The sequence below is a fragment of the Rhodococcus sp. YH3-3 genome, assembly GCF_001653035.1.
In the GTDB taxonomy this organism is placed as follows: domain Bacteria; phylum Actinomycetota; class Actinomycetes; order Mycobacteriales; family Mycobacteriaceae; genus Rhodococcus_F; species Rhodococcus_F qingshengii.
This window is the reverse complement of the sequence record NZ_BCWH01000002.1, coordinates 369,017-388,149: the sequence shown is the minus strand read 5'-3', so window position 1 is coordinate 388,149 and position 19,133 is coordinate 369,017. Positions and strand designations below refer to the sequence as shown.

General features: G+C 62.3%; 19 protein-coding genes. 2 read left to right on the top strand and 17 right to left on the bottom strand.

From position 1 onward, the window contains the following. Positions 1–133 precede the first annotated feature (133 nt). The 11 genes from YH3_RS14450 to YH3_RS14400 form a co-directional block, all read right to left on the bottom strand. Complete coding sequence (locus tag YH3_RS14450) at positions 134–919, bottom strand: RhlG family 3-oxoacyl-ACP reductase (RefSeq protein WP_007730838.1); 786 nt, start codon at positions 917–919, stop codon at positions 134–136. Next, positions 916–2,115 carry an acetyl-CoA C-acyltransferase gene (locus YH3_RS14445; protein ID WP_007730836.1) on the bottom strand — a complete coding sequence of 400 codons (1,200 nt, stop codon included), beginning with the start codon at positions 2,113–2,115 and terminating at the stop codon, positions 916–918. Before YH3_RS14445 ends, YH3_RS14450 begins: the two co-directional genes overlap by 4 nt. 80 nt (positions 2,116–2,195) lie before the next feature. After that, on the bottom strand, positions 2,196–3,179 hold the full coding sequence (locus YH3_RS14440; protein ID WP_003943088.1) for an NADPH:quinone oxidoreductase family protein: 984 nt from the start codon (positions 3,177–3,179) through the stop codon (positions 2,196–2,198). 31 nt (positions 3,180–3,210) lie between these two features. Continuing rightward, positions 3,211–4,308: an acyl-CoA dehydrogenase family protein gene (locus YH3_RS14435; protein WP_064443622.1), complete on the bottom strand. Its 1,098-nt coding sequence runs from the start codon at positions 4,306–4,308 to the stop codon at positions 3,211–3,213. Then, entirely contained in the window at positions 4,305–5,498 is a 1,194-nt protein-coding gene (locus YH3_RS14430; protein ID WP_003943047.1) for an acyl-CoA dehydrogenase family protein, read from the bottom strand. The genes YH3_RS14435 and YH3_RS14430 overlap by 4 nt, the downstream gene beginning before the upstream one ends. Positions 5,499–5,532: 34 nt before the next feature. Beyond that, positions 5,533–6,291, bottom strand: a complete 759-nt coding sequence (fabG, locus tag YH3_RS14425) for a 3-oxoacyl-ACP reductase FabG (RefSeq protein ID WP_020909429.1) — start codon at positions 6,289–6,291, stop codon at positions 5,533–5,535. Between the two features lie 45 nt (positions 6,292–6,336). Continuing rightward, positions 6,337–7,371 (bottom strand): phosphotransferase family protein, encoded by a 1,035-nt coding sequence (locus tag YH3_RS14420; RefSeq protein WP_039973187.1) that lies wholly within the window; start codon positions 7,369–7,371, stop codon positions 6,337–6,339. Beyond that, entirely contained in the window at positions 7,364–8,146 is a 783-nt protein-coding gene (locus YH3_RS14415) for an SDR family oxidoreductase (protein WP_007730827.1), read from the bottom strand. The genes YH3_RS14420 and YH3_RS14415 overlap by 8 nt, the downstream gene beginning before the upstream one ends. Before the next feature lies 1 nt (position 8,147). Continuing rightward, entirely contained in the window at positions 8,148–9,368 is a 1,221-nt protein-coding gene (locus YH3_RS14410; protein ID WP_019745701.1) for an acyl-CoA dehydrogenase family protein, read from the bottom strand. Next, positions 9,355–10,158 (bottom strand): enoyl-CoA hydratase-related protein, encoded by an 804-nt coding sequence (locus YH3_RS14405; RefSeq protein ID WP_030536038.1) that lies wholly within the window; start codon positions 10,156–10,158, stop codon positions 9,355–9,357. Before YH3_RS14405 ends, YH3_RS14410 begins: the two co-directional genes overlap by 14 nt. Beyond that, positions 10,155–10,976: an SDR family oxidoreductase gene (locus YH3_RS14400; RefSeq protein WP_003942864.1), complete on the bottom strand. Its 822-nt coding sequence runs from the start codon at positions 10,974–10,976 to the stop codon at positions 10,155–10,157. Before YH3_RS14400 ends, YH3_RS14405 begins: the two co-directional genes overlap by 4 nt. A gap of 157 nt (positions 10,977–11,133) precedes the next feature. On the opposite strand from YH3_RS14400, the gene YH3_RS14395 reads away from it, so the two are divergent. Beyond that, the gene (locus YH3_RS14395) at positions 11,134–11,610 is read left to right on the top strand and encodes a MaoC family dehydratase (protein WP_003942878.1); all 477 of its coding nucleotides are present in this window, start codon (positions 11,134–11,136) and stop codon (positions 11,608–11,610) included. Positions 11,611–11,683: 73 nt separating this feature from the next. On the opposite strand, the gene YH3_RS14390 is transcribed toward YH3_RS14395, so the two are convergent. Next, complete coding sequence (locus YH3_RS14390) at positions 11,684–12,364, bottom strand: TetR/AcrR family transcriptional regulator (protein WP_030536039.1); 681 nt, start codon at positions 12,362–12,364, stop codon at positions 11,684–11,686. A 137-nt stretch (positions 12,365–12,501) separates the two neighbouring features. On the opposite strand from YH3_RS14390, the gene YH3_RS14385 reads away from it, so the two are divergent. Then, the gene (locus YH3_RS14385; RefSeq protein ID WP_064443621.1) at positions 12,502–14,004 is read left to right on the top strand and encodes a class I adenylate-forming enzyme family protein; all 1,503 of its coding nucleotides are present in this window, start codon (positions 12,502–12,504) and stop codon (positions 14,002–14,004) included. A gap of 74 nt (positions 14,005–14,078) precedes the next feature. Here the strand turns inward: YH3_RS14385 and YH3_RS14380 are convergent, their stop codons facing one another. From YH3_RS14380 to YH3_RS14360, 5 genes are all read right to left on the bottom strand, one after another. Then, positions 14,079–14,366, bottom strand: coding sequence for a putative quinol monooxygenase (locus YH3_RS14380; protein ID WP_007730819.1), 288 nt, complete (start codon positions 14,364–14,366; stop codon positions 14,079–14,081). Between the two features lie 55 nt (positions 14,367–14,421). Then, positions 14,422–15,054: an HAD family phosphatase gene (locus tag YH3_RS14375; protein WP_064443620.1), complete on the bottom strand. Its 633-nt coding sequence runs from the start codon at positions 15,052–15,054 to the stop codon at positions 14,422–14,424. Positions 15,055–15,092: 38 nt separating this feature from the next. Continuing rightward, positions 15,093–15,767 (bottom strand): TetR/AcrR family transcriptional regulator, encoded by a 675-nt coding sequence (locus YH3_RS14370; protein ID WP_054187504.1) that lies wholly within the window; start codon positions 15,765–15,767, stop codon positions 15,093–15,095. Positions 15,768–15,835: 68 nt separating this feature from the next. Continuing rightward, positions 15,836–17,227, bottom strand: a complete 1,392-nt coding sequence (locus YH3_RS14365; RefSeq protein ID WP_058038323.1) for an MFS transporter — start codon at positions 17,225–17,227, stop codon at positions 15,836–15,838. A gap of 250 nt (positions 17,228–17,477) precedes the next feature. Then, positions 17,478–19,133 carry an AMP-binding protein gene (locus tag YH3_RS14360; RefSeq protein WP_064443619.1) on the bottom strand — a complete coding sequence of 552 codons (1,656 nt, stop codon included), beginning with the start codon at positions 19,131–19,133 and terminating at the stop codon, positions 17,478–17,480.

Sequence of the window (19,133 nt, the reverse complement as noted above, 5' to 3'; positions counted from 1 at the left end):
TTCCCCCCGAACCTCGGATAATCTAGCAACTGCAGTCACAGACAACCCAATCAGACAAAGGGACGAAAAGGCCTGAACGTCATAGTAGTTCAGACTTTCAGGCCTTTTGGGACAGAGGAGATCGGTCAGTAGGTCAGCGCGCTCCGCTCGCACCGCCGTCGAGTGGAATCACCGCGCCGGTCAGATAAGCCCCGGCACGTGAAGCCAGGAAGATGGCAAGACCTGCGGCATCCTGGGGAGTTCCGACCCGGCCCAACGGGACCGAGTCCGCCACAGCCTTTGCACTCTGTTCGTCCTCGAGGAGGAATGCCATCATCTTCGACGGGAACGGGCCCGGCGCAATGGCATTGACCGTGATCTGTTCCCCCGCAAGCGTTGCCGCGAGCTTGCGCGTCAACATGTGCACCGCAGCCTTACTGGCTCCGTACGAGAAGTTCTCCGAACCCGACACCACGAGTCCGTCGATCGATCCGATATTGATCACGCGCGCGGGATCTTCCGCCGTGGCTGCAGACCGCAACTGCGGCAACAGCTTCTGCGTCAGGAGGAAGATTGCCTTGACATTGATGTCGAAAATCTTGTCGAAGCCTGCGGCCGGAAAATCGTCGACGGGAGCTCCCCACGTGGCACCGGCGTTGTTGACCAGTACGTCGAGCGTCGGCGAAATCTCGGCGACCTTCGCAGCGAGGCTCTCGACCCCCTCGTCCGTGGACAGATCGGCCGGATGCGAAATGCAGGTGCCGAACTCCGAAAGCTCTCGCGCGGCTTCGTCACAGGCTTCGGCTTTTCGGGCCGAAATGACGACCGTCGCTCCGCCTTCGACAAACCCGCGAGCGATCATGTATCCGATGCCGCGTGATCCACCGGTGACCACAACGGTCTTGCCACTGACGTCGAACAGTCCCTCGATCAAGCTCATGCGACCTCGAAAAGCCCGGCAGCACCCATACCGCCGCCGATGCACATGGTCACCACCACGAGCTTGGCTCCGCGCCGTTTTCCTTCAAGAAGAGCATGGCCGACCAGACGAGCCCCCGTCATTCCGTACGGATGGCCGACGGAGATACCGCCGCCGTCGACGTTGTACTTCTCGGGATCGATCCCGAGCTTGTCGCGGCAGTACAGGGCCTGAGAGGCGAAGGCCTCGTTGAGTTCCCAGAGATCGATGTCGTCGACCTTCAGGCCGTGAAGATCCAGCAGACGCGGAATCGCGAACACCGGTCCGATGCCCATCTCGTCGGGAGCGCAACCCGCGACAGCCATGCCACGGTAGATACCGAGAGGCGCCAACCCGCGGCGTTCCGCCTCGCCTGCCTCCATCAGCACCGACGCCGAAGCGCCGTCGGAGAGCTGAGACGAGTTGCCCGCAGTGATGGACGAATGAGCACTGACAGTCCCGTCGGCCAGAACCGGTCGCAGACTCGACAGCCCTTCCAACGTGGTGGAAGCGCGGTTGCCTTCGTCGCGGGTCAGCGTCACGGACTCGCTGCGGATCTCACCCGTCTCCTTGTCCTGCACCTGCTTGATCGAGGGCAGCGGGACGATCTCGAGATCGAACCGACCTGCGTCCTGGGCCGCTGCGGTCCGCTGCTGGGAGACGAGCGCGAACTCGTCCTGCTGCTCGCGGGTGACTCCGTAGCGCTCGGCGACGATCTCGGCCGTGTGCAGCATCGGCATGTAGATCGACGGCTTGTTTTCCTTCAGCCACGGATCAGCCGCGCGGAAGTTGTTCATGTGATCGTTCTGGACCAACGAGATCGATTCGACTCCGCCGCCGACCGCGATCTGCATTCCGTCGTCCACGATCTGCTTTGCTGCGGTCGCGATGGCCATGAGCCCGGACGAGCACTGACGGTCGATCGTCATTCCGGAAACCGAGTCCGGAAGCCCGGCCCGCAGTACCGCTTGCCGCGCGACGTTGCCGCCGGAAGAGCCCTGCTGCAGCGCGGCGCCGAGGATGACGTCCTCGACCTCGCCGCCCTCGAGGCCCGCGCGCTGAACTGCATTCGAAATGGCATGTGCAGCAAGCTCTTGAGCCTGAGTGTTGTTGAACGCGCCGCGGTACGCCTTACCGATCGGGGTACGGGCGGTGGAAACGATGACAGCTTGCCTCATCGGGGAATCCTTTCGTCGAACACGAAGTGCTGTGCGCCTTTATTAACCGCCGGGGGTTAATAAAGGCGCACAGCAAAGAATCAGGGCTGGAACACGACGCGACCGACCGTGGTGCCGTCGCCGAGGCGACCGATACCGTCGGCAACGTCCGTCAACGACAGCCGCTCACTGATCAGTGGTTTGACCAAGCCGGCATCGGCGAGCCTGGTGAGCTCGACGTGGCAGTCGTCGATGGCCTGCTGGTTGTAGGCCTTGTACAGCCCCCAGTGCAGTCCGATGATCGAATAGTTCTTGATGAGAGCGTGATTGAGTGCCGGCTGCGGGATCGTGCCACCGGCGAAGCCGATGATGACGATCCGTCCCTCGAAGGCGATGCACTTGGTGGACTTCGCGTATGCGTCGCCGCCGACCGGATCGAAGACCACGTCGGCGCCCTTGCCGCCGGTGAACTCCTTGACCGCTGCCACGAAGTCCTCACTGTGACGGTCTACGACGAGGTCGGCGCCGAGCTTGCGCGCGTACTCGGCCTTGTCCGGGCCGCCGACGACACCGATCACCTTGGCGCCTGCCGCCTTGCCGAGTTGCACTGCCGCACTACCGACACCACCCGCAGCAGCGTGGACCAACAACGTCTCACCCTCGAGCAGTTGGGTGCGGCGATGCAGAGCGAACCACGCTGTCTGATAGCCGATGCTCAGAGCGGATGCTTCCGCGTCGTCGAGAGCCGACGGCGCCGGGAACGTGTTGTTCTGATCCAGTACCGAGTACTCGGCGAATCCGCCGGACGGCAGACTCGGATTACCGATCACCCGGTCCCCCACTGCGAATTTGGTCACCGATTCACCGACCGAGACCACTTCACCACACAGTTCGACACCGGGTGTGAAGGGCAGCGGCGGCTTGATCTGGTACTCACCGCGGCACATGAGGACGTCGGGGAAGTTGGCCGGAGCCGCCAGCACCTTGACCAACATCTCCGTCGCATTCGGGGTGGGATCCGCGGTCTCCTCCAACGCGAGCACATCGCGGGGTTGACCGAGTTCGTTGACGCGCCAAGCCTTCACAGCAATTCTCCAGACAGATAGTGGGTGAGTTTCAGGACGAGATCGGGAGGTCGACCAACTCGGCGAGGCGTGCCCGATGCTGATACGCGGTTCCCAGCGACAGCTGATCGCTCTTCGCCCGTTTGAGGTACAGGTGCGCCGGATACTCCCACGTCATTCCGATACCACCATGAAGTTGGACGCACTCCTCGGCAGCATGAACCGCGACGCCGCTGCAGAATGCCTGGGCCACCGTCGCTGCGATCGCCGCATCTTCGTCGCCGCGTGCATAGGTGTCCGCCGCATAGCGTGCTGCCGCGCCCGAAGAGCTGACTTCGAGCCAGAGATCGGCGAGGCGGTGCTTGATCGCCTGGTACGAACCGATCGCCCGGCCGAACTGCTTGCGCTCCTTCACATACGCGAGAGTCGTTTCGAGGCACCACTGAGCTACAGCGAACTGTTCGGACGCCAGAAGTGCGCTCCCGCAGAGCAACGCTTCCTCAACCGCTTGCGCCGCATTGCCGCTGTCGACACGGACCGACGACGAACCCGAGAACTCGACGTCCGCCAATCGGCGCGTCATGTCCAGGGACAGAACCGGCGTGACGGTGGCGTCGGCGATCCGAACGGTATGCAGCTCCAGGCCGCTCTCACCGGCAACCGGAACAACAAGAACATCGGACTCGGCGACGCCGGCAACCGTCGTGACGCTGCCGACGAGTCCACTCGCCGTTGCCTTGACAGTAGGTGTGAAAGTTCCTGGTGCAGTGGACAGCGGGATGACCAGAGCAGCCGTCGAATCCCCCGCTGCCAATTGACCGAGCACCTCGGTCTCGTCGGCCTTCAGCAACGCCGTCGTCGCCAGCACCGCGCTGGTGAAGAACGGAACGGGAGCGACCGCACGTCCGATCTCCTCCATCACGACCGCCGCCTCACGCGTCGACGCACCTGCCCCGCCCAGTTCCTCGGGTACCAGCAGTCCCGCCAAACCGAGTTCCGACGCCAGCGACTTCCACAGCCCGGTGAAGTCGGCGGACACGTCGTCGTACGCCGTGACCACGGTGTCGGCGCCGGCCCGCTCGCTCAGCAGTCGTCTGACGCTGGCTCGCAGATCTTGTTCGGTCTCGGAGTACAGCAGATCGGCGCTCATCGGGGTAGGTCCTTCCAGGCGATGTCCTTGTCGACGCGATGCTCGGGCGGCAACCCGAGTACACGTTCTGCGATGACGTTGCGCAGGATCTCCGACGTTCCGCCCTCGATCGAATTGCCCTTGGCTCGCAGGTACCGGTATCCGGGTTCACGCCCGGTGAAGTCGACGGAATCCGGTCGACGCAGTGTCCAGTCGTCGTAGCGCAGACCGGCTTCGCCGTGCAGTTCGAGGTCGAATCCAGAAATCTGCTGGGCCAAACCGGCAAACGCGAGCTTCATTCCCGAGCCTTCGGGGCCGGGCTGGCCGGCGGCGAGCTGCTGGCGCAGTCGCTCCCCGGTCAGACGCGCAACTTCGGATTCGGTCCAGAGTCGCATCAACTCGTCGTGCATCGCCGGGTTACGCAGCTCGGGCTCGTCACGCCAGGCCTGAGCGACCTTTCCGATCATGCCGCCCTCACGCGGTGCGCCCGAACCGATGGCAACACGCTCGTTGTTCAGGGTGGTGGTCGCAACCTTCCACCCCTGGCCTTCGGCTCCGAGGCGATTGGCGTCCGGAATCCTGACGTCCGTGAGGAATACCTCGTTGAATTCGGCCTCGCCGGTGATCTGACGCAGCGGCCGGACATCGACGCCCGGATCGGTCATGTCGCAGATGAAGTAGCTCAGACCCGCATGCTTGGAACGTGACGGATCGGTCCTGGCCACGAGAATCGCCAGCTGCGCATTCTGCGCGCCCGACGTCCATACCTTCTGCCCGTTGACTATCCAGTCGTCGCCGTCGCGGACGGCGCGGGTAGCGACGGCCGCGAGGTCCGAACCTGCGCCCGGTTCACTGAACAGCTGGCAGTAGACCGTCTCCGCAGTCCACAACGGGCGCAGGAACTTCTGCTTCTGCTCCTCGGTGCCGAAGGCAGCGATGGTCGGTGCCGCCATGCCCAGTCCGATCCCGTTCTTGCCGGTGGCCGGGCCCGGTGCACCGGCGGCCTCCAGCTGAGCGTTCACCTGACGCTGAAAGCTCTGCGGTACACCGAGTCCCCCATGACCTTCGGGGAAATGAACCCACGCCAGTCCGGCGTCGAATCGTGCGCCGAGGAAGTCCGATACCGACACGCTGTTCGGATCGTTCTCCGCGAGAAGCGTGTTCACCTTCTCGGTGAGATCACGCGATACTGCCTCTTCGTCGAAAGCCATGCCCATTCCTTCGGTTCGAGCGGTGAGCGGACGGTCAGTCCTTCGGTCCACCGGCGACGTAGACGACCTGACCGGAAACGAAGCCTGCGCCTTCGCTGACGAAGAACGACGCGGTGTGCGCGATGTCCTCGGGCTGTCCGACGCGATTGACCGGAATCTGCGAAGCGGCAGCGGTCTTGAAGTCCTCGAAGCCGACGCCCATGCGCTCGGCCGTTGCGGCGGTCATCTCGGTTTCGATGAATCCGGGGGCAATAGCGTTCGCGGTCACGCCGAACTTGCCCAGCTCGAAGGCCAATGTCTTGGTGAAGCCCTGCATTCCGGCCTTCGCAGCGGAGTAGTTGACCTGTCCACGATTACCGAGAGCCGACGTGCTCGAGAGGTTCACGATGCGGCCGAACTTCGCTTCCACCATGTACTTCTGCACCGCACGCGACATGAGGAACGCTCCGCGCAGGTGGACGTTCATCACCGAATCCCACTCGGCAACACTCATCTTGAACAGAAGGTTGTCGCGAGTGATACCGGCATTGTTGATCAGCACGGTAGGTGCACCCAGTTCTGCGGCCACACGATCCACTGCTGCAGCAACCGAAGCCTCGTCGGAGACGTCAGCGCCGACGGCCAGCGCCTGTCCGCCTGCGGCCTTGATCGCGTCGACGGTTCCCGCACACGCCGCTTCGTCGAGGTCGAGCACGGCGACGGCAAAACCGTCTTCCGACAGTCGCTTCGCTACTGCCGCACCGATTCCGCGTGCTGCACCCGTGACAATTGCGGTTCTACGTTCCTGGCTCACTGGCCCTCCATACTTTCGTGATTCGACGGACACCGGACGATCTCGTCAGATCCCGGCCTGATCTGCAATTTCCCTGGCTTTGGCGACCAAGGCGTCAATACGTTCCACGGTGGGAGTTCCGCTCTCGGCGGCATTCTGCGGTTCGTCGCGGGCGCGACGCATCACGCCCTCGGCGATCACGGCAATCTTCCACAGTCCCAACGTGTGCCAGAACTTCAGCGCAGCAGGATCCCGTCCGGTGGCCTCGAGATAGATCCGGGAGATCTCCTCTCGCGAGGGGAATCCCGGGAGTGCCGATGCCGGGAAATCGCCGCCGGTATTCTCACCAGCCGCCGGCCAGTACGCCAACAAGCTTCCGACGTCCGCCAACGGATCACCGAGTGTGCACAGTTCCCAGTCGAGGGCCGCGACAACTTCGCCGTTGCTCGCCGAGGTGATCACATTGCGTAGGTGAAAGTCGCCGTGCACCAACGTGGTTTCCGTGTGATCCGGCTGGGCTGCAATCAGGCGTCGGGTGAGATCGTCGAGATCAGGGCATTCCCGCGTCTTCGACTGTTCCCACTGACCACCCCACCGCTTCAACTGCCGTGCAGCGTAGGGCTTGTGGCTTGCCAGGTCGTCGAGACCGGCCTGCTCGAGGTCGACGGCGTGTATCTTCGCCAGCGTCTGAGCGAGCGAGATTCCGATTGCCCGGCGACGATCTTCCGACAACGCCTCCGCAAGAGGCATTCGGTCCACCACTTCGCCGTCCACGAATTCCATGAGGAGCAGCGGAACTTCGGTGACGGCAGGATCCTCGGTCAACCCGAATACTCGCGGCGAAGGCACGTCGGTGGATTCGAGAGCGCTCAGGATTCGAGCCTCACGCGCCACGTCGTGAGCCGAGGCCAGCAGATGCCCCAGCGGTGGGCGTCGTAGCACCCAGCGATTGCCGTCCTGATCGCGAACCAGGTACGTGAGATTCGACTGCCCCAAGCCGATTCGATCGAAGGACAACGGCCCGGAAAAGTCGATCCCCAGGCCTGCGATCCACCCGGTGACCGCTTCGGTATCGAGTCCCACTACTCCGACGCTAGCCACCGACGGACGCTCCCTGCCGGAACGGGAGTGCGTCACCCAACAACTGGCCACCGTCGATGGTCATGATCTCGCCGGTGATCCACTGGGCTGCATCCGAAACCAGGAAGGCAATGGCAGCGGCCACGTCCTCGGGTTCACCGATGCGTCCGAGAGCAGTCGACGCGGACACCGCTTCTTCGTGTTCTTTCCACAGAGCTTCGGCGAGTTTGGTTCTCACCACTCCCGGCGCAACGGCGTTGACACGAATCTTCGGTGACAACTCGAGCGCCAATTGCTTGGTGATGTGGATCAGAGCAGCCTTCGACGCGTTGTACGTACCGATTCCCGCCTCGAACGCCATGCCGCCGATCGAAGCGGTGTTGACCACGGAACCACCGTGCTCGCCCATCCAGGCCCGCGCTGCGAGGCCGGTCCACAGGACTGGAGCCCACACGTTGACGTCGAAAGTCTTGGCGAAGCGCGAGTGATCCTGGTTGATGATCGGCCCGAACGACGGGTTGGTGCCCGCGTTGTTCACCAAGATGTCGAGACTGCCGAAACGCTCGATCGTCTGCTCGACGCACTTGCGTGCAGCATCCTCGTCCGTCGCGTGAGCGCCGACGCCGATCGCGTTGCCGTTCACCTGCGCGGCAGCCGCATCTGCGGATTCCTGTGAGCGCGAAGTCAGTACGACGTTTCCGCCCGCCGCCGCAATCGCCTGCGCGGTCGCGAGGCCGATGCCCCGCGATGCGCCTGTGACGATTGCCGTCTTACCGGTGAGATCCAGTCCTGCCATGTCAGTTCGCCTTGACTTCGCGGTACTTGCGCAGTTCCTGCTTGGCGATGGCGCGCTTGTGCACCTCGTCCGGGCCGTCGGCCAGGCGAAGGGTGCGCATGTGGGCGTAAGCCATCGCGAGCGGGAAGTCGTCGGTGACGCCGCCACCGCCGTGAACCTGGATGGCGCGGTCGATGATCTTGAGCGCGATGTTCGGTGCCGCAACCTTGATGGCTGCGATCTCGGTGCGCGCTTCCTTGTTGCCCACCGTGTCCATCATGTGTGCGGCCTTGAGCGTGAGGAGTCGAACCATCTCGATGTCGATACGAGCCTCGGCGATCCAGTCCTGGATATTCGCGTTGTCACTGACGGGCTTCCCGAAGGTGATGCGGGTGGATGCGCGCTTGCACATCAGTTCCAGTGCGCGCTCGGCCATTCCGATTGCACGCATGCAGTGGTGGATGCGGCCGGGGCCGAGGCGGGCCTGGCTGATCGCGAATCCTTCACCCTCACCGGCGAGAATGTCCTTGGCCGGGACGCGCACGTCCTCGAAAGTGATCTCGCCGTGTCCTTCGCGGTCCTGGTAGCCGAAAACCGGCAGGTTGCGCAGGATCGTGACGCCGGGAGCATCGATCGGCACGACCATCATCGACTGCTGACGGTGGGTGGCGGCATTGAAGTCGGTCTTACCCATGACGATCAGAACCTTGCAGTTCTGGTGCAAGGCGTTGGAAGCGAACCACTTACGGCCGTTCAGCACGTACTCGTCGCCGTCACGGTCCATACGGAGCTGGATGTTGGTGGCGTCGGAGCTGGCAACCTCGGGCTCGGTCATCGCGAAAGCGGAACGAATTTCGCCTTCGAGAAGCGGCTTGAGGTACTTCTCCTTGTGCTCGTCGGTGCCGAAGAGCGTGAGCACCTCCATGTTTCCCGTGTCCGGAGCGGCGCAGTTGGTGGCCTCGGAGGCCAGGTGGCTGCGGCCCATGATCTCCGCGAGCGGTGCGTATTCCAGGTTGGTCAGGCCGGGGCCCCATTCGGGATGGGGATGGAAGAGGTTCCACAGCCCGCGGGCCTTGGCTTCCTTCTTCAAGTCGTCGATGATCGGCGGCTGAAAGTGCGGGTTACCGGACTCACGCATCTGCTCTTCGTAGACCGCTTCGGCCGGGTAAACGTGCTTGTCCATGAAATCGAGCAGTTCGGCCTGGTACTTCTTGGTGCGATCCGAGAACTCAAACACTGACATGTGAACTCCTGACAGAGAGGGAAGGAAAATTGGGGGCTCGATGTTCGAGATGGCTGTTGACGCCCTCGACGACATCCGGGCCGTGAAATGCGTTCAGCATCAGCGATTCCGCACGCCTGGCGGAATCGGTGAAGGTCGAGTGCGCATCGGCACTCATCTGCGACTTGATGACGGAGAGGGACGTCGGCGAGCAGTTGGCCGCGATGTCCTCGGCGTAAGCAATCGCCGCATCCAGAACGTCACCGCCGGTGACCAGGTGGTCGACCAGACCGATGCGGTACGCCTCGTCGGCATCCACCATCCGGCTGGAAAGCAGAAGATCGACTGCTCGACTGTGCCCGACCAAGCGGGGCAACATCCAGGAGATGCCGTACTCCGCAATCAGGCCTCGACGCGCGAACGCGGTAGTGAATCGTGTTGCGCTCGAACCGAAACGAACGTCGCAGTACAAAGCCTCGACCATTCCGAGCCCGGCGGCGACGCCGTTGACGGCAGCGATCAGCGGCTTGCGGATGGTGGTCGGGAAATGACGGTCTCGCGGCCGGACAAGATCACTTTCGGAGACTTCGCCGACGTTCTTCAAATTGCCGAGGTCAGCCCCCGAGCAGAATCCTCGGCCGGAGCCGGTGACAACAATTGCTCGGACACTGGGATCTTCGTCTGCCACGGCCAGAAAGTCGTAGTACTGATCTTCGAGCTCGTTGGTCCACGCGTTGAGAACGCGGGGCCGATTGAATGTCAGAACCAGCACCGCTCCTCTCTGCTCGGAGAGGACGAGTTCCTCGGTCATCGTGTTCCCGCGAGGAGCGACGCCTGGTACCGGCGCATCCCGCGCAACCAACGGTCGTAGTCGGCGCCCTTCTGCCGGTACATGTCCAGCACGTTCTTGTGCGGAAGGATGAGAAATTCTTCGGCATCCACTGCCGCAAGAACGATTTCGGCGCATTCGGCAGGCTCGAGAACATTGCCTGCCGCAAGCACGGCTCCGGTTGCGGCCTTGCCGACCGGATCGCCGGAGTTCTCACCTTCGTAGAGAAGCTTGGTGTTGACGCCCATCGGGCACAAGCAACTGACGCGAACACCCTGATCTCCGTAGGTGATCGAGAGCCACTCGGCAAACGCGACCGCGGCATGTTTGGTCACCGAGTACGCGGCGGACCCGACCTGACTGAGCAAGCCGGCCGCAGAGGCCGTGCTGATGAAGTAGCCCTCCCCGCGCTCCGTCCAGCCGGGGACGAGGAGCCTGGCAGCGCGAATGTGGGCGCGAACGTTGACGTCGATCGTCGTGTCCCAGACGTCTTCACTGATGTCGAGGCCCATGCCACCGGTAACGCCGGCATTGGCGAAGTAGAGGTCGACCGGGCCGAATTCCTTTTCCGCCTGCGCGATCAGGCCCGCAATGACCGTCTCGTCGGAGACGTCGCCACCGGCAGACACGGCCGCTCCGGGACGCTCCGCGTTGATCGCCTCTGCTACTGCCGAAGCTGCTGCCCCGTCCAGGTCAGCCACTACGACGCGAGCACCCTCGGCAGCCAGTCGCTCGGCCAGTGCACCGCCGATTCCCCCGCCGCCACCGGTGACAATTGCTACCTTCTGGGCAACCTTCATGAGCGATTCCTCTCGCTTGCGTCATACCTACGCGCTGACAGTGATCCACGTCTCCCCTCATGTATAGTTGAATCCGGCGTCAGTTTCAACCGTCGAATCGCGACGGTCACCCGAACGGCCCGTTCCGTCCTCCTGAACTGCGAGTAAAGGGATAACGATGACTGAAAACCAATTGCCCGTCCGCCCGTCCACCTTCGCCGAGCTCGAGAAGCTCATCGGCCAGGAACTTGGCCCGACGGAGTGGTACGACATCACCCAGGAGCGCATCAACGCGTTCGCCGAAGCCACAAACGATCATCAGTGGATTCATGTCGACCCGGAACGAGCCGCATCGAGCCCGCTCGGCAGCACGATCGCGCACGGACTCTTCAGCCTCTCGCTGGGCCCCCAGTTCTCCTACCAACTCATCCACTTCGACGGCTTCGCCCACAGCCTCAATTACGGCTACGACAAGGTTCGCTTCCCCGCTCCCGTTCCCGTGGGATCCCGGGTCCGCATGCGCGCAACCGTCGTGTCCGCGGAGCAGTTGCCCGGCGGAATCCAAGTGAAGATGAGCCAGGTGGTCGAGCGCGAGGGTTCCGACAAGCCCGTCGTGGTCGCCGAATCCGTCGCTCGCGTCGTCGAAAAGAGCTGAACCGAAAAGAGCTGAACCGAGACTGGGACGCCCGGCCGCTCGAACATCGATGCAGCCGGGGCGGCCCACCTCGTCAGAGACGGTCGGGGAACTTCAGAGCGTTCGCCCACAGATCGGTCACAGTGGCGACAATCTGATCGAACTCCGGTGAACGCCCGTCCACCTCACCCTCACGAAGGGTGAACAGACTGTAGGCGAGTCGACTCACCATGCCGGACAGAGCAATCGACGCCGTCATCGGATCCAGCGTCGTGTCCGCGATGCCGCGGGACTGCAGATCTGCAATCCCGCGGGCATTACGGCGTATGAACGCATTGGCACGCTCGCTGCGGAACTTCCGGAACTCCGGGTCGATGTGAGCAACCTGCTCCATGAGCCCCATCAACTTCGCATTGCGTTGATACGCGGCCAGATACGCTCGATTACTTGCCTCGAGCACGGCGTACGGATCGTCCGCGCTCGCAACGCGTCCCATGCCCGGGTGCATCATGTCGTCTCGCGCAACCTCGAGGACGGCGGCGAACACCTCTTCCTTGTTCGCGAAGTACGTGTAGAACGATCCCGTCGCGCAACCGGCTTCTTTTGCGATGTCGATCAAACGTGCATCGAGATAGCCACTGCGCTCGAAAACCTTACGGGCAGCAGCAATCAATGCCGCACGCGTGCGTGTCCCCCGCTCGGTGGTCGGTCGATCCCGGAGCAGCGCGGGCGGAGCCACCGGTAAGGCGGCAATTCGCGATTCGTCGTCGAGCACGGTGCGCTCCTCATCCTTCCGATCAACATCATTTTCGGGACAATCCCAGCAGACTCGATGTTGACGCCGGATTCAAGTGTACGCTCTGGTGAGACCCAGGACACACAATCGGTCGATTCCTCCCGAAAGGCAGAACCATGGTTAGCGTTCTCGACCCGGTGACCCGTCACGCGGAAGCCACTCCGGAAAATATTGCAATTCGCGGCACGGATAATCATTGGACATACCGACAGCTCCACGACGCGTCTCTGGCGTTTGCCGGCCGCATTCGCGACGAAGGGTTGAGCATCGGCGACCGGGTTCTGCTCGCGGCGCCGTCGGTGCCTGAATTCATCGTGGCGTACATGGGGATTCAGGCTGCAGGTTGTGTCGTGGTGCCCATCAACACGATGTCGGCGCAACCCGAAGTCGAGTACGTACTGGACGACGCCGAGATTTCGCTGGCGATCGCCTGGCACCAGCTCGGTCCCGCAGTTCAGGATGCAGGGAGTGCGCGCGGCGTCCCGGTGTGGACGCTCACCGAAGAATCGGCGAAAGCCGACCATCCACCGGCAACGGTGGTCGACCGCGCAACACCGGACACCACGGCGATTCTCTACACCTCCGGTACCACCGGACGTCCGAAGGGCGCTCAGCTGACAGTCGGGAATCTGTTGTCTGCCGGTGAGATCGGCGCCGAGAGCAGCCGCGGAAATCCCTCGGACCGCACCGGTACCGGGCTGCCTCTCTTTCACATCTTCGGCCAGGGTTCGGTCATGATGGCAACCTTCACCGGCGGCGGATCGCTGTCCCTGCTCGCCCGGTTCGACCCGGCCGCCATGCTCGATCTGGTGCGTCGGGACAAGCTCACCATCATGGCCGGCGTCCCCACCATGTGGAATGCCATGCTGCACGCCGCAGCCGACGTGGACAGCTCCGACTTCGAACAACTGCGGATCGCAATCTCCGGTGGCGCATCACTTCCCGGTGAAGTCGCTCGCGCCTTCGAAGCACGGTTCAACTGCACAATCCTCGAGGGCTACGGCCTGACCGAGACGAGCGCATTCGGAACTTTCAACAGCATCGACCGCGTCGCAAAGATCGGATACACCGGCCGCGCCGTACCGCGCACCGAGGTCGAGGTCCGTGATCACGACGGAAATGTCTGCCAGGCAGGCACAGTGGGCGAGGTATTCATCAAAGGACCGACGGTCATGAAGGGCTACTGGAAGCGCCCGGCCGACACGGCCGCCGTCCTGTCCGACGACGGATGGTTCCGCACCGGAGACCTCGGCGAGACCGACGCCGACGGTGACCTTCGCATCGTCGACCGCGTCAAGGACCTCATCATCCGCGGTGGATACAACGTCTATCCAGGCGAGGTCGAAGAGGTGCTCTACCAGCACCCCGACATCATCGAGGCCGCGGTGATCGGTATACCCGACGACTACTACGGCGAGGAGGTTGCGGCGGTGGTGGCCGTGCGCCCAGGCTCCGACCTCGAAGCAGATGACGTCACCTCGTGGGCTCGGGAACGTCTGTCCGCCTACAAGATTCCGCGGGTGGTCCAGTTCATCGACGCGCTCCCGAAGGGTTCGACGGGAAAGATCCTCAAGCGATCGATCGACCGCACCGAACTCCTCGCCCAGAAGCAGAACTGAAAACACAGGTGAACCCCGGCGAGATTTCGCCGGGGTTCACCTGTCCATGCGCTCAGAGTGCCCTGTCCATGCGCTCAGAGTGCGTCGAAGTACTCGATCTGCGGGGCGCCTGCGAGGAAGGGCGCCATCGCCTTTCCCGCGGCCTGGAAATGCTCGGACGATCCATGGGCCTTGATCGCAGCACTGTCTTGATACAGCTCCATGAACTTGTAGGAATTCGTATCCGTCTTCGAGCGGATCAGTTGATACAGAACCGTTCCGGGCTCTTCCGTGCGCACCTTCTCGGCAAGTTCGGCGACTACGGCTTCGAACTGTTCGCCGCTTCCGTCTTTGACGGTGATATCCGCGATGACAGCAATCATTCATTCCTCCAAAAGTGTTCCAGCAGTATTCGAGTGTTACCGAGAACCTACAGTTTCACTGCATGGGCAGTAGTCCGAACGTCGATTCCAACTGACTGCGAGTGCTTTCCGCATCGGTGTGGAGAATGCCGGCGATCCCCAATCGTGCCGCGCCGTCGAGGTTCTGTTGCAGGTCGTCGATCATCACGGCGCCTTCGGGCGCAACACCCAGCCGCTCGCACGCGATGGTGTATATCTGACGAGAGGGCTTACGAATCCCGACTTCCGAGGAGATCACCACTTCGTCGGCGAGGTCCTCGAGCACAAAACCCGCGTAGCAATCACGCCCGAAAGCATTGGACACGAGCGCAACAGGGTGACCCGCCGCCCGCACGTCCGCGAGCAGACGCACCATCTCCTCGTCTCGAATCAGCCCGGCTTGCATACGGTCGACCAATCCAACGCTGTCGACGACTGCGCCGTGCGCTCGTAGCCGTTCCCCGAATCCTGCTTCGAAGGCCTCCTGGTCGATCTTTCCGGATTCGTGATCGGAGAGCAGTCTCTTCGAGACGTCGTCGCGGGAGAGCAGGGTCAACGGAAGTCGTGGGTCGCCCCCAAGCGAGGCCCCGAAATCTTCGAAGGCCCGCAGCACACTGGAGGTGAGAACTCCACCGAAATCGACGAGCACTGCCGTACGCGTAGGTGTCATTGCTCCATCAGACACCAAACATGAACCCGGCGTCAACATCAATTTTGGCGTAGCGAGAATTGCAAAGTGTTGATCCACAACCGGTTGACGGTATCGAGCAGACCGTCGAAGGTCACTCCGGCGGCGCCGTCCTCGCCGCCGCGGGATACGAAGTACCCGAACGCAAGTCGACTGATCATCCCGGAGAGTGCCCGAGACGTCAGTAGCGGATCCAGATTCGCGTCCGCCAGTCCGGCTTTCTGCAGCTTCTCGATACTGCGCGCGTTGCGTCGAACAAACGCGTCAGCACGCTCGAGGCGGAGAACCCGGAACTCCGGATCGATGCTTGCTACCTGCTCGAGCAGTCCCATCAGCTTCGCGTTCCGTCGGTACGCCTCTAGGTACGCGCGGTTACTCGCCGCGATGACCTCAGCAGGATCCGCGCCTTTCGGAGTGTGCGGCATACCCGGATGCATCATGTCTTCGCGCGCCAACTCCATCACTGCCGCGAAGATCTCTTCCTTGCTCGCGAAGTAGGTGTAGAAGGTACCGGCCGAGCACTGCGCCTCCACAGTGATGTCGATCAGCCGCGAGTCCAGATAGCCGGACCGTTCGAAAACGGTGCGGGCCGCATCGATCAACGCTCGACGCGTACGCAAACCACGCTGAGTGGAGGGGAGTTCCCGTGACGCTGTCGACGAAGCATCTTCGGAGCCTGTGCGTGCTGCAGCCATGCTCCAGTTATACGTCAGACGCCCGCTACCGGTGACCGATAGCGGGCGTCTGCTCGAAACCGAAAGAGTTACTTGGCGTACAGGTGCGCGCCCGGAATTGCGTTCGGATCATCCCGAACTTCCTTCGGGTTGGTCTCTTTCAGCACCCAGGCACTGAAGAAGGTCACCAGACCCATGAGGGCTACGAACACGGCAACCCATGTAGTGGTCCCGGTCTTCGCGATGAGTGCCGTCATGATGAACGGAGTACCACCGCTGACCGTGATCGCCGCCAGCTGGTACGCCAACGATGCTGCCGAGTAACGCACGTTGGGCGCGAACAGCTCACCCATGTACGCAGCGATCGGCCCGTAGGTCATCGACTGGAACACGCTGCCGACTGTCACCGCGATGAAGAACAGCGGCAGGGACTTGGTGTTGATCAACCAGAAGTACGGGAATGCCCAGACCACGATCGCCGCGGCGCCGATCAGGATCATCGGACGACGACCGATCTTGTCGGACATCTTCCCGGACCACAGCACCACGCCGACTGTCAGCAACGCGCTCAGGAGCGAGATGATGAGCAGTGAGTTCCGCTTCAACCCCAGTTCGGTTGTGCCGTAGCTGAGCACGCCGGCGATGCTGATGTAGAACAGTGCATTGGTGGCGGCCAGAAGTCCGCAACCGAGCAGAATCTTGCGCCAGTGATCCTTGAGCGCCTGCGCCAGTGGAGCCTGAACGACGACGTCCTTTTGGTTCTTCTTGGCGTCTTCCTGCAACTCGAGGAATTCCGGCGTGTCCTCGACCTTCGTCTGGATGTACAGAACCACGGGGAAGAGCAGCGCGCTGGCGAAGAACGGAACTCGCCAACCCCAGCTCAGGAATGCATCATTGGAAATGGTCGCGGTCGCGACGAGGAAGACCAGGTTGCCCAGCACTACACCGAACGAGACACCCATCTGACCGAAAGTGCCTGAGAATCCGCGCTTCTTGGGACTCGCGGATTCGGTGAGGAGAAGGACGATTCCGCCCCACTGGCCACCGCAGGCGAGACCTTGGATGAATCGCAGTGTCACCAGAAGAATCGGAGCGACGACGCCGATTGCCGACGCACTCGGGATCGCGCCGATCAGGAACGTCGCGACGGCCATCAGCAACAGGCAGGTGACGACAGCGGGCTTACGCCCATACTTGTCGCCGAAGTGTCCGGCGACCAAACCGCCGATGGGGCGGGCAACGAAGCCGGCCCAGAACGTACTGAACGAGAGCAATGTGCCCATCAGTGCGGATGAATCGGGGAAGAACACATGCGGAAAGACCAGTGCCGCAGCCGTTCCGTACAAGAAGAAGTCGTACCACTCGATGGAACTGCCGAGCAGTCCCGCGCCGAGAAGTTTGCGGTGCGCTTTCTTCTTCTTCCGTTCCTGATCGGACAGGCCCCCTGCCTGCGTGTTCGAATCCACTGCCGATCTCGTCATGGGTTACTCCTCGATGGGTCGGACGCTCGTCGCGCCGGGAGTTGAGAAGCGGAACCGGGCCAGAAGTAGAAACTGACACCAACTTCAACTCTGTGGCGTTGCGATCAGTCTGCGATACAAAAAGAGTGATGTCAATCACTGAAATGCATTGCCGCATAGGGGACTAAATCCCCTACCGATGCTCGTCAGCCACCACGACGAATGGCCGGCTCACCTTGTCGGCGGCCGGCAATTCGTTTGTCAGGTAGATCTAGTTCGGTACCCGCAGTTCACGACGAAGAATCTTGCCGCTCACAGTTTTCGGCAGGTCATTCATGACCTCGACGATGCGTGGATACTTGTATGCTGCAAGCCTTTCCTTGCAGAACTCGACCAGATCCTCGGTGGTCGCCTCGGCACCGTCCTTGAAGGACACGAAGGCCTTCACGGTTTCGCCGCGATACGGATCCATGACACCGACGACAGCAGCCTCTCGTACGGCAGGGTGTTCGTAGAGAACATCTTCCACTTCGCGTGGCCACACTTTGAAGCCCGAGGCATTTATCTGATCCTTCATCCGGTCGACGATGTAAAACCAACCGTCGCCGTCCATGAATCCGATGTCGCCGGTGTGAAAACGCCCGTCCGGCATGGCATGTGCGGTCTCGTCCGGCTTGTTCCAGTATCCGAGTGCAACCTGGGGACCGGAGACCACGATCTCGCCGTACTCCCCGACCTGTACCGGCTTGTCGTTCTCGTCCACCACCTCGGCGTACGTATTCGATACCGGTACGCCGACAGCAACGGCCCCCGACGCCGGATCTACCGGCGCTTCACGCGAATTCGGCACCACGATTGCCGGGCTGTTCGTCTCGGTCAGCCCGTAGCCGTTGTGAATGTAGTGACCGAACTTCGCCCGGAACGCTTCCAACGCCGCGTGCGGGATCGGCGCGCCACCTGAATACACCGACTCGAGAGAGCTCAAAGATTCCTTCGAGACTGCGGCGCTGTCCGTCCACGCGATGAATACCGTGATCGCTCCGATGATCGCGGTAGCCCGATGCTCCGAAATTGACTCCGCTGCAACGATGGGATGGAATCGGCAGGTCAGAATCGTGAGCGCGCCGGCCAGGAGTGGAGCCGCGACGTGCCCGATCAACCCGGTGATATGGAACAGTGGCGCCACCGCGAACATCGCGCCGCCGGGGCGCAACCCCAGCCAGTCCCGATAGATCTGCGCTGCGAACACGACATTTGCGTGCGTGTTCATCGACCCCTTCGGCGGGCCGGTTGTCCCTGACGTATAGGGAAGGTAGGCAAGGTCTTCCGGAGACAGATCGACCTTCTCGGGCTTCTGCCCTCGATGAGCCTCGATCAATTCCAGTAGATCCGGAAATCCCTCGTGCCGAATCCTGGACGCCGAACCGAAGATCCGTTCATCGTCGCGCGACTGAAAATCCAGTTCCGACGTGGTGATCACCCGTCTCACTGCGGTGCCCTCGGACGCAGTCGCCACGGTCTCGGCCGAGGACTCGAGGCAGATGACTGCCGCCGCTCCGCTGTCGGCCAGTACGGTGGACAGCTCACGGTCGCGGTACATCGGATTGACCGGAACGACGACGGCACCGAGCTTCCAGACCGCGACTGTCGCGATCACGAACTGCGGAACATTCTGCAGGACAAAGGAAACTCTGTCTGCGAACCCGATTCCATCCTTGGCGAGGGCTACGGCAAGCGCATCCGACATCTCGTCGAGCTCGGCAAAGCTGACGGTCCTGTCGAAGTACCTGATGATCGGGGCAGTGCGATCGCGCTCCAGCGAAGCACGGAACATCGCGAGGGCGTCGACGTGCTCGATGTCTACGTTCGGCGGAGTGTCGGCGTCGTAATTGGCGAGCCAGGGCTTGCTCTCGTACACGTTGGTCAT

Coding starts and splice junctions, on each gene's coding strand:
- YH3_RS14450 (WP_007730838.1), bottom strand. CDS start 919: ATGAGCTTGATCGAGGGACTGTTCGACGTCAGTGGCAAGACCGTTGTG.
- YH3_RS14445 (WP_007730836.1), bottom strand. CDS start 2,115: ATGAGGCAAGCTGTCATCGTTTCCACCGCCCGTACCCCGATCGGTAAG.
- YH3_RS14435 (WP_064443622.1), bottom strand. CDS start 4,308: ATGAGCGCCGATCTGCTGTACTCCGAGACCGAACAAGATCTGCGAGCC.
- YH3_RS14430 (WP_003943047.1), bottom strand. CDS start 5,498: ATGGCTTTCGACGAAGAGGCAGTATCGCGTGATCTCACCGAGAAGGTG.
- YH3_RS14415 (WP_007730827.1), bottom strand. CDS start 8,146: ATGGCAGGACTGGATCTCACCGGTAAGACGGCAATCGTCACAGGCGCA.
- YH3_RS14410 (WP_019745701.1), bottom strand. CDS start 9,368: ATGTCAGTGTTTGAGTTCTCGGATCGCACCAAGAAGTACCAGGCCGAA.
- YH3_RS14405 (WP_030536038.1), bottom strand. CDS start 10,158: ATGACCGAGGAACTCGTCCTCTCCGAGCAGAGAGGAGCGGTGCTGGTT.
- YH3_RS14400 (WP_003942864.1), bottom strand. CDS start 10,976: ATGAAGGTTGCCCAGAAGGTAGCAATTGTCACCGGTGGCGGCGGGGGA.
- YH3_RS14395 (WP_003942878.1), top strand. CDS start 11,134: ATGACTGAAAACCAATTGCCCGTCCGCCCGTCCACCTTCGCCGAGCTC.
- YH3_RS14385 (WP_064443621.1), top strand. CDS start 12,502: ATGGTTAGCGTTCTCGACCCGGTGACCCGTCACGCGGAAGCCACTCCG.
- YH3_RS14380 (WP_007730819.1), bottom strand. CDS start 14,366: ATGATTGCTGTCATCGCGGATATCACCGTCAAAGACGGAAGCGGCGAA.
- YH3_RS14375 (WP_064443620.1), bottom strand. CDS start 15,054: ATGACACCTACGCGTACGGCAGTGCTCGTCGATTTCGGTGGAGTTCTC.
- YH3_RS14370 (WP_054187504.1), bottom strand. CDS start 15,767: ATGGCTGCAGCACGCACAGGCTCCGAAGATGCTTCGTCGACAGCGTCA.
- YH3_RS14365 (WP_058038323.1), bottom strand. CDS start 17,227: ATGACGAGATCGGCAGTGGATTCGAACACGCAGGCAGGGGGCCTGTCC.
- YH3_RS14360 (WP_064443619.1), bottom strand. CDS start 19,133: ATGACCAACGTGTACGAGAGCAAGCCCTGGCTCGCCAATTACGACGCC.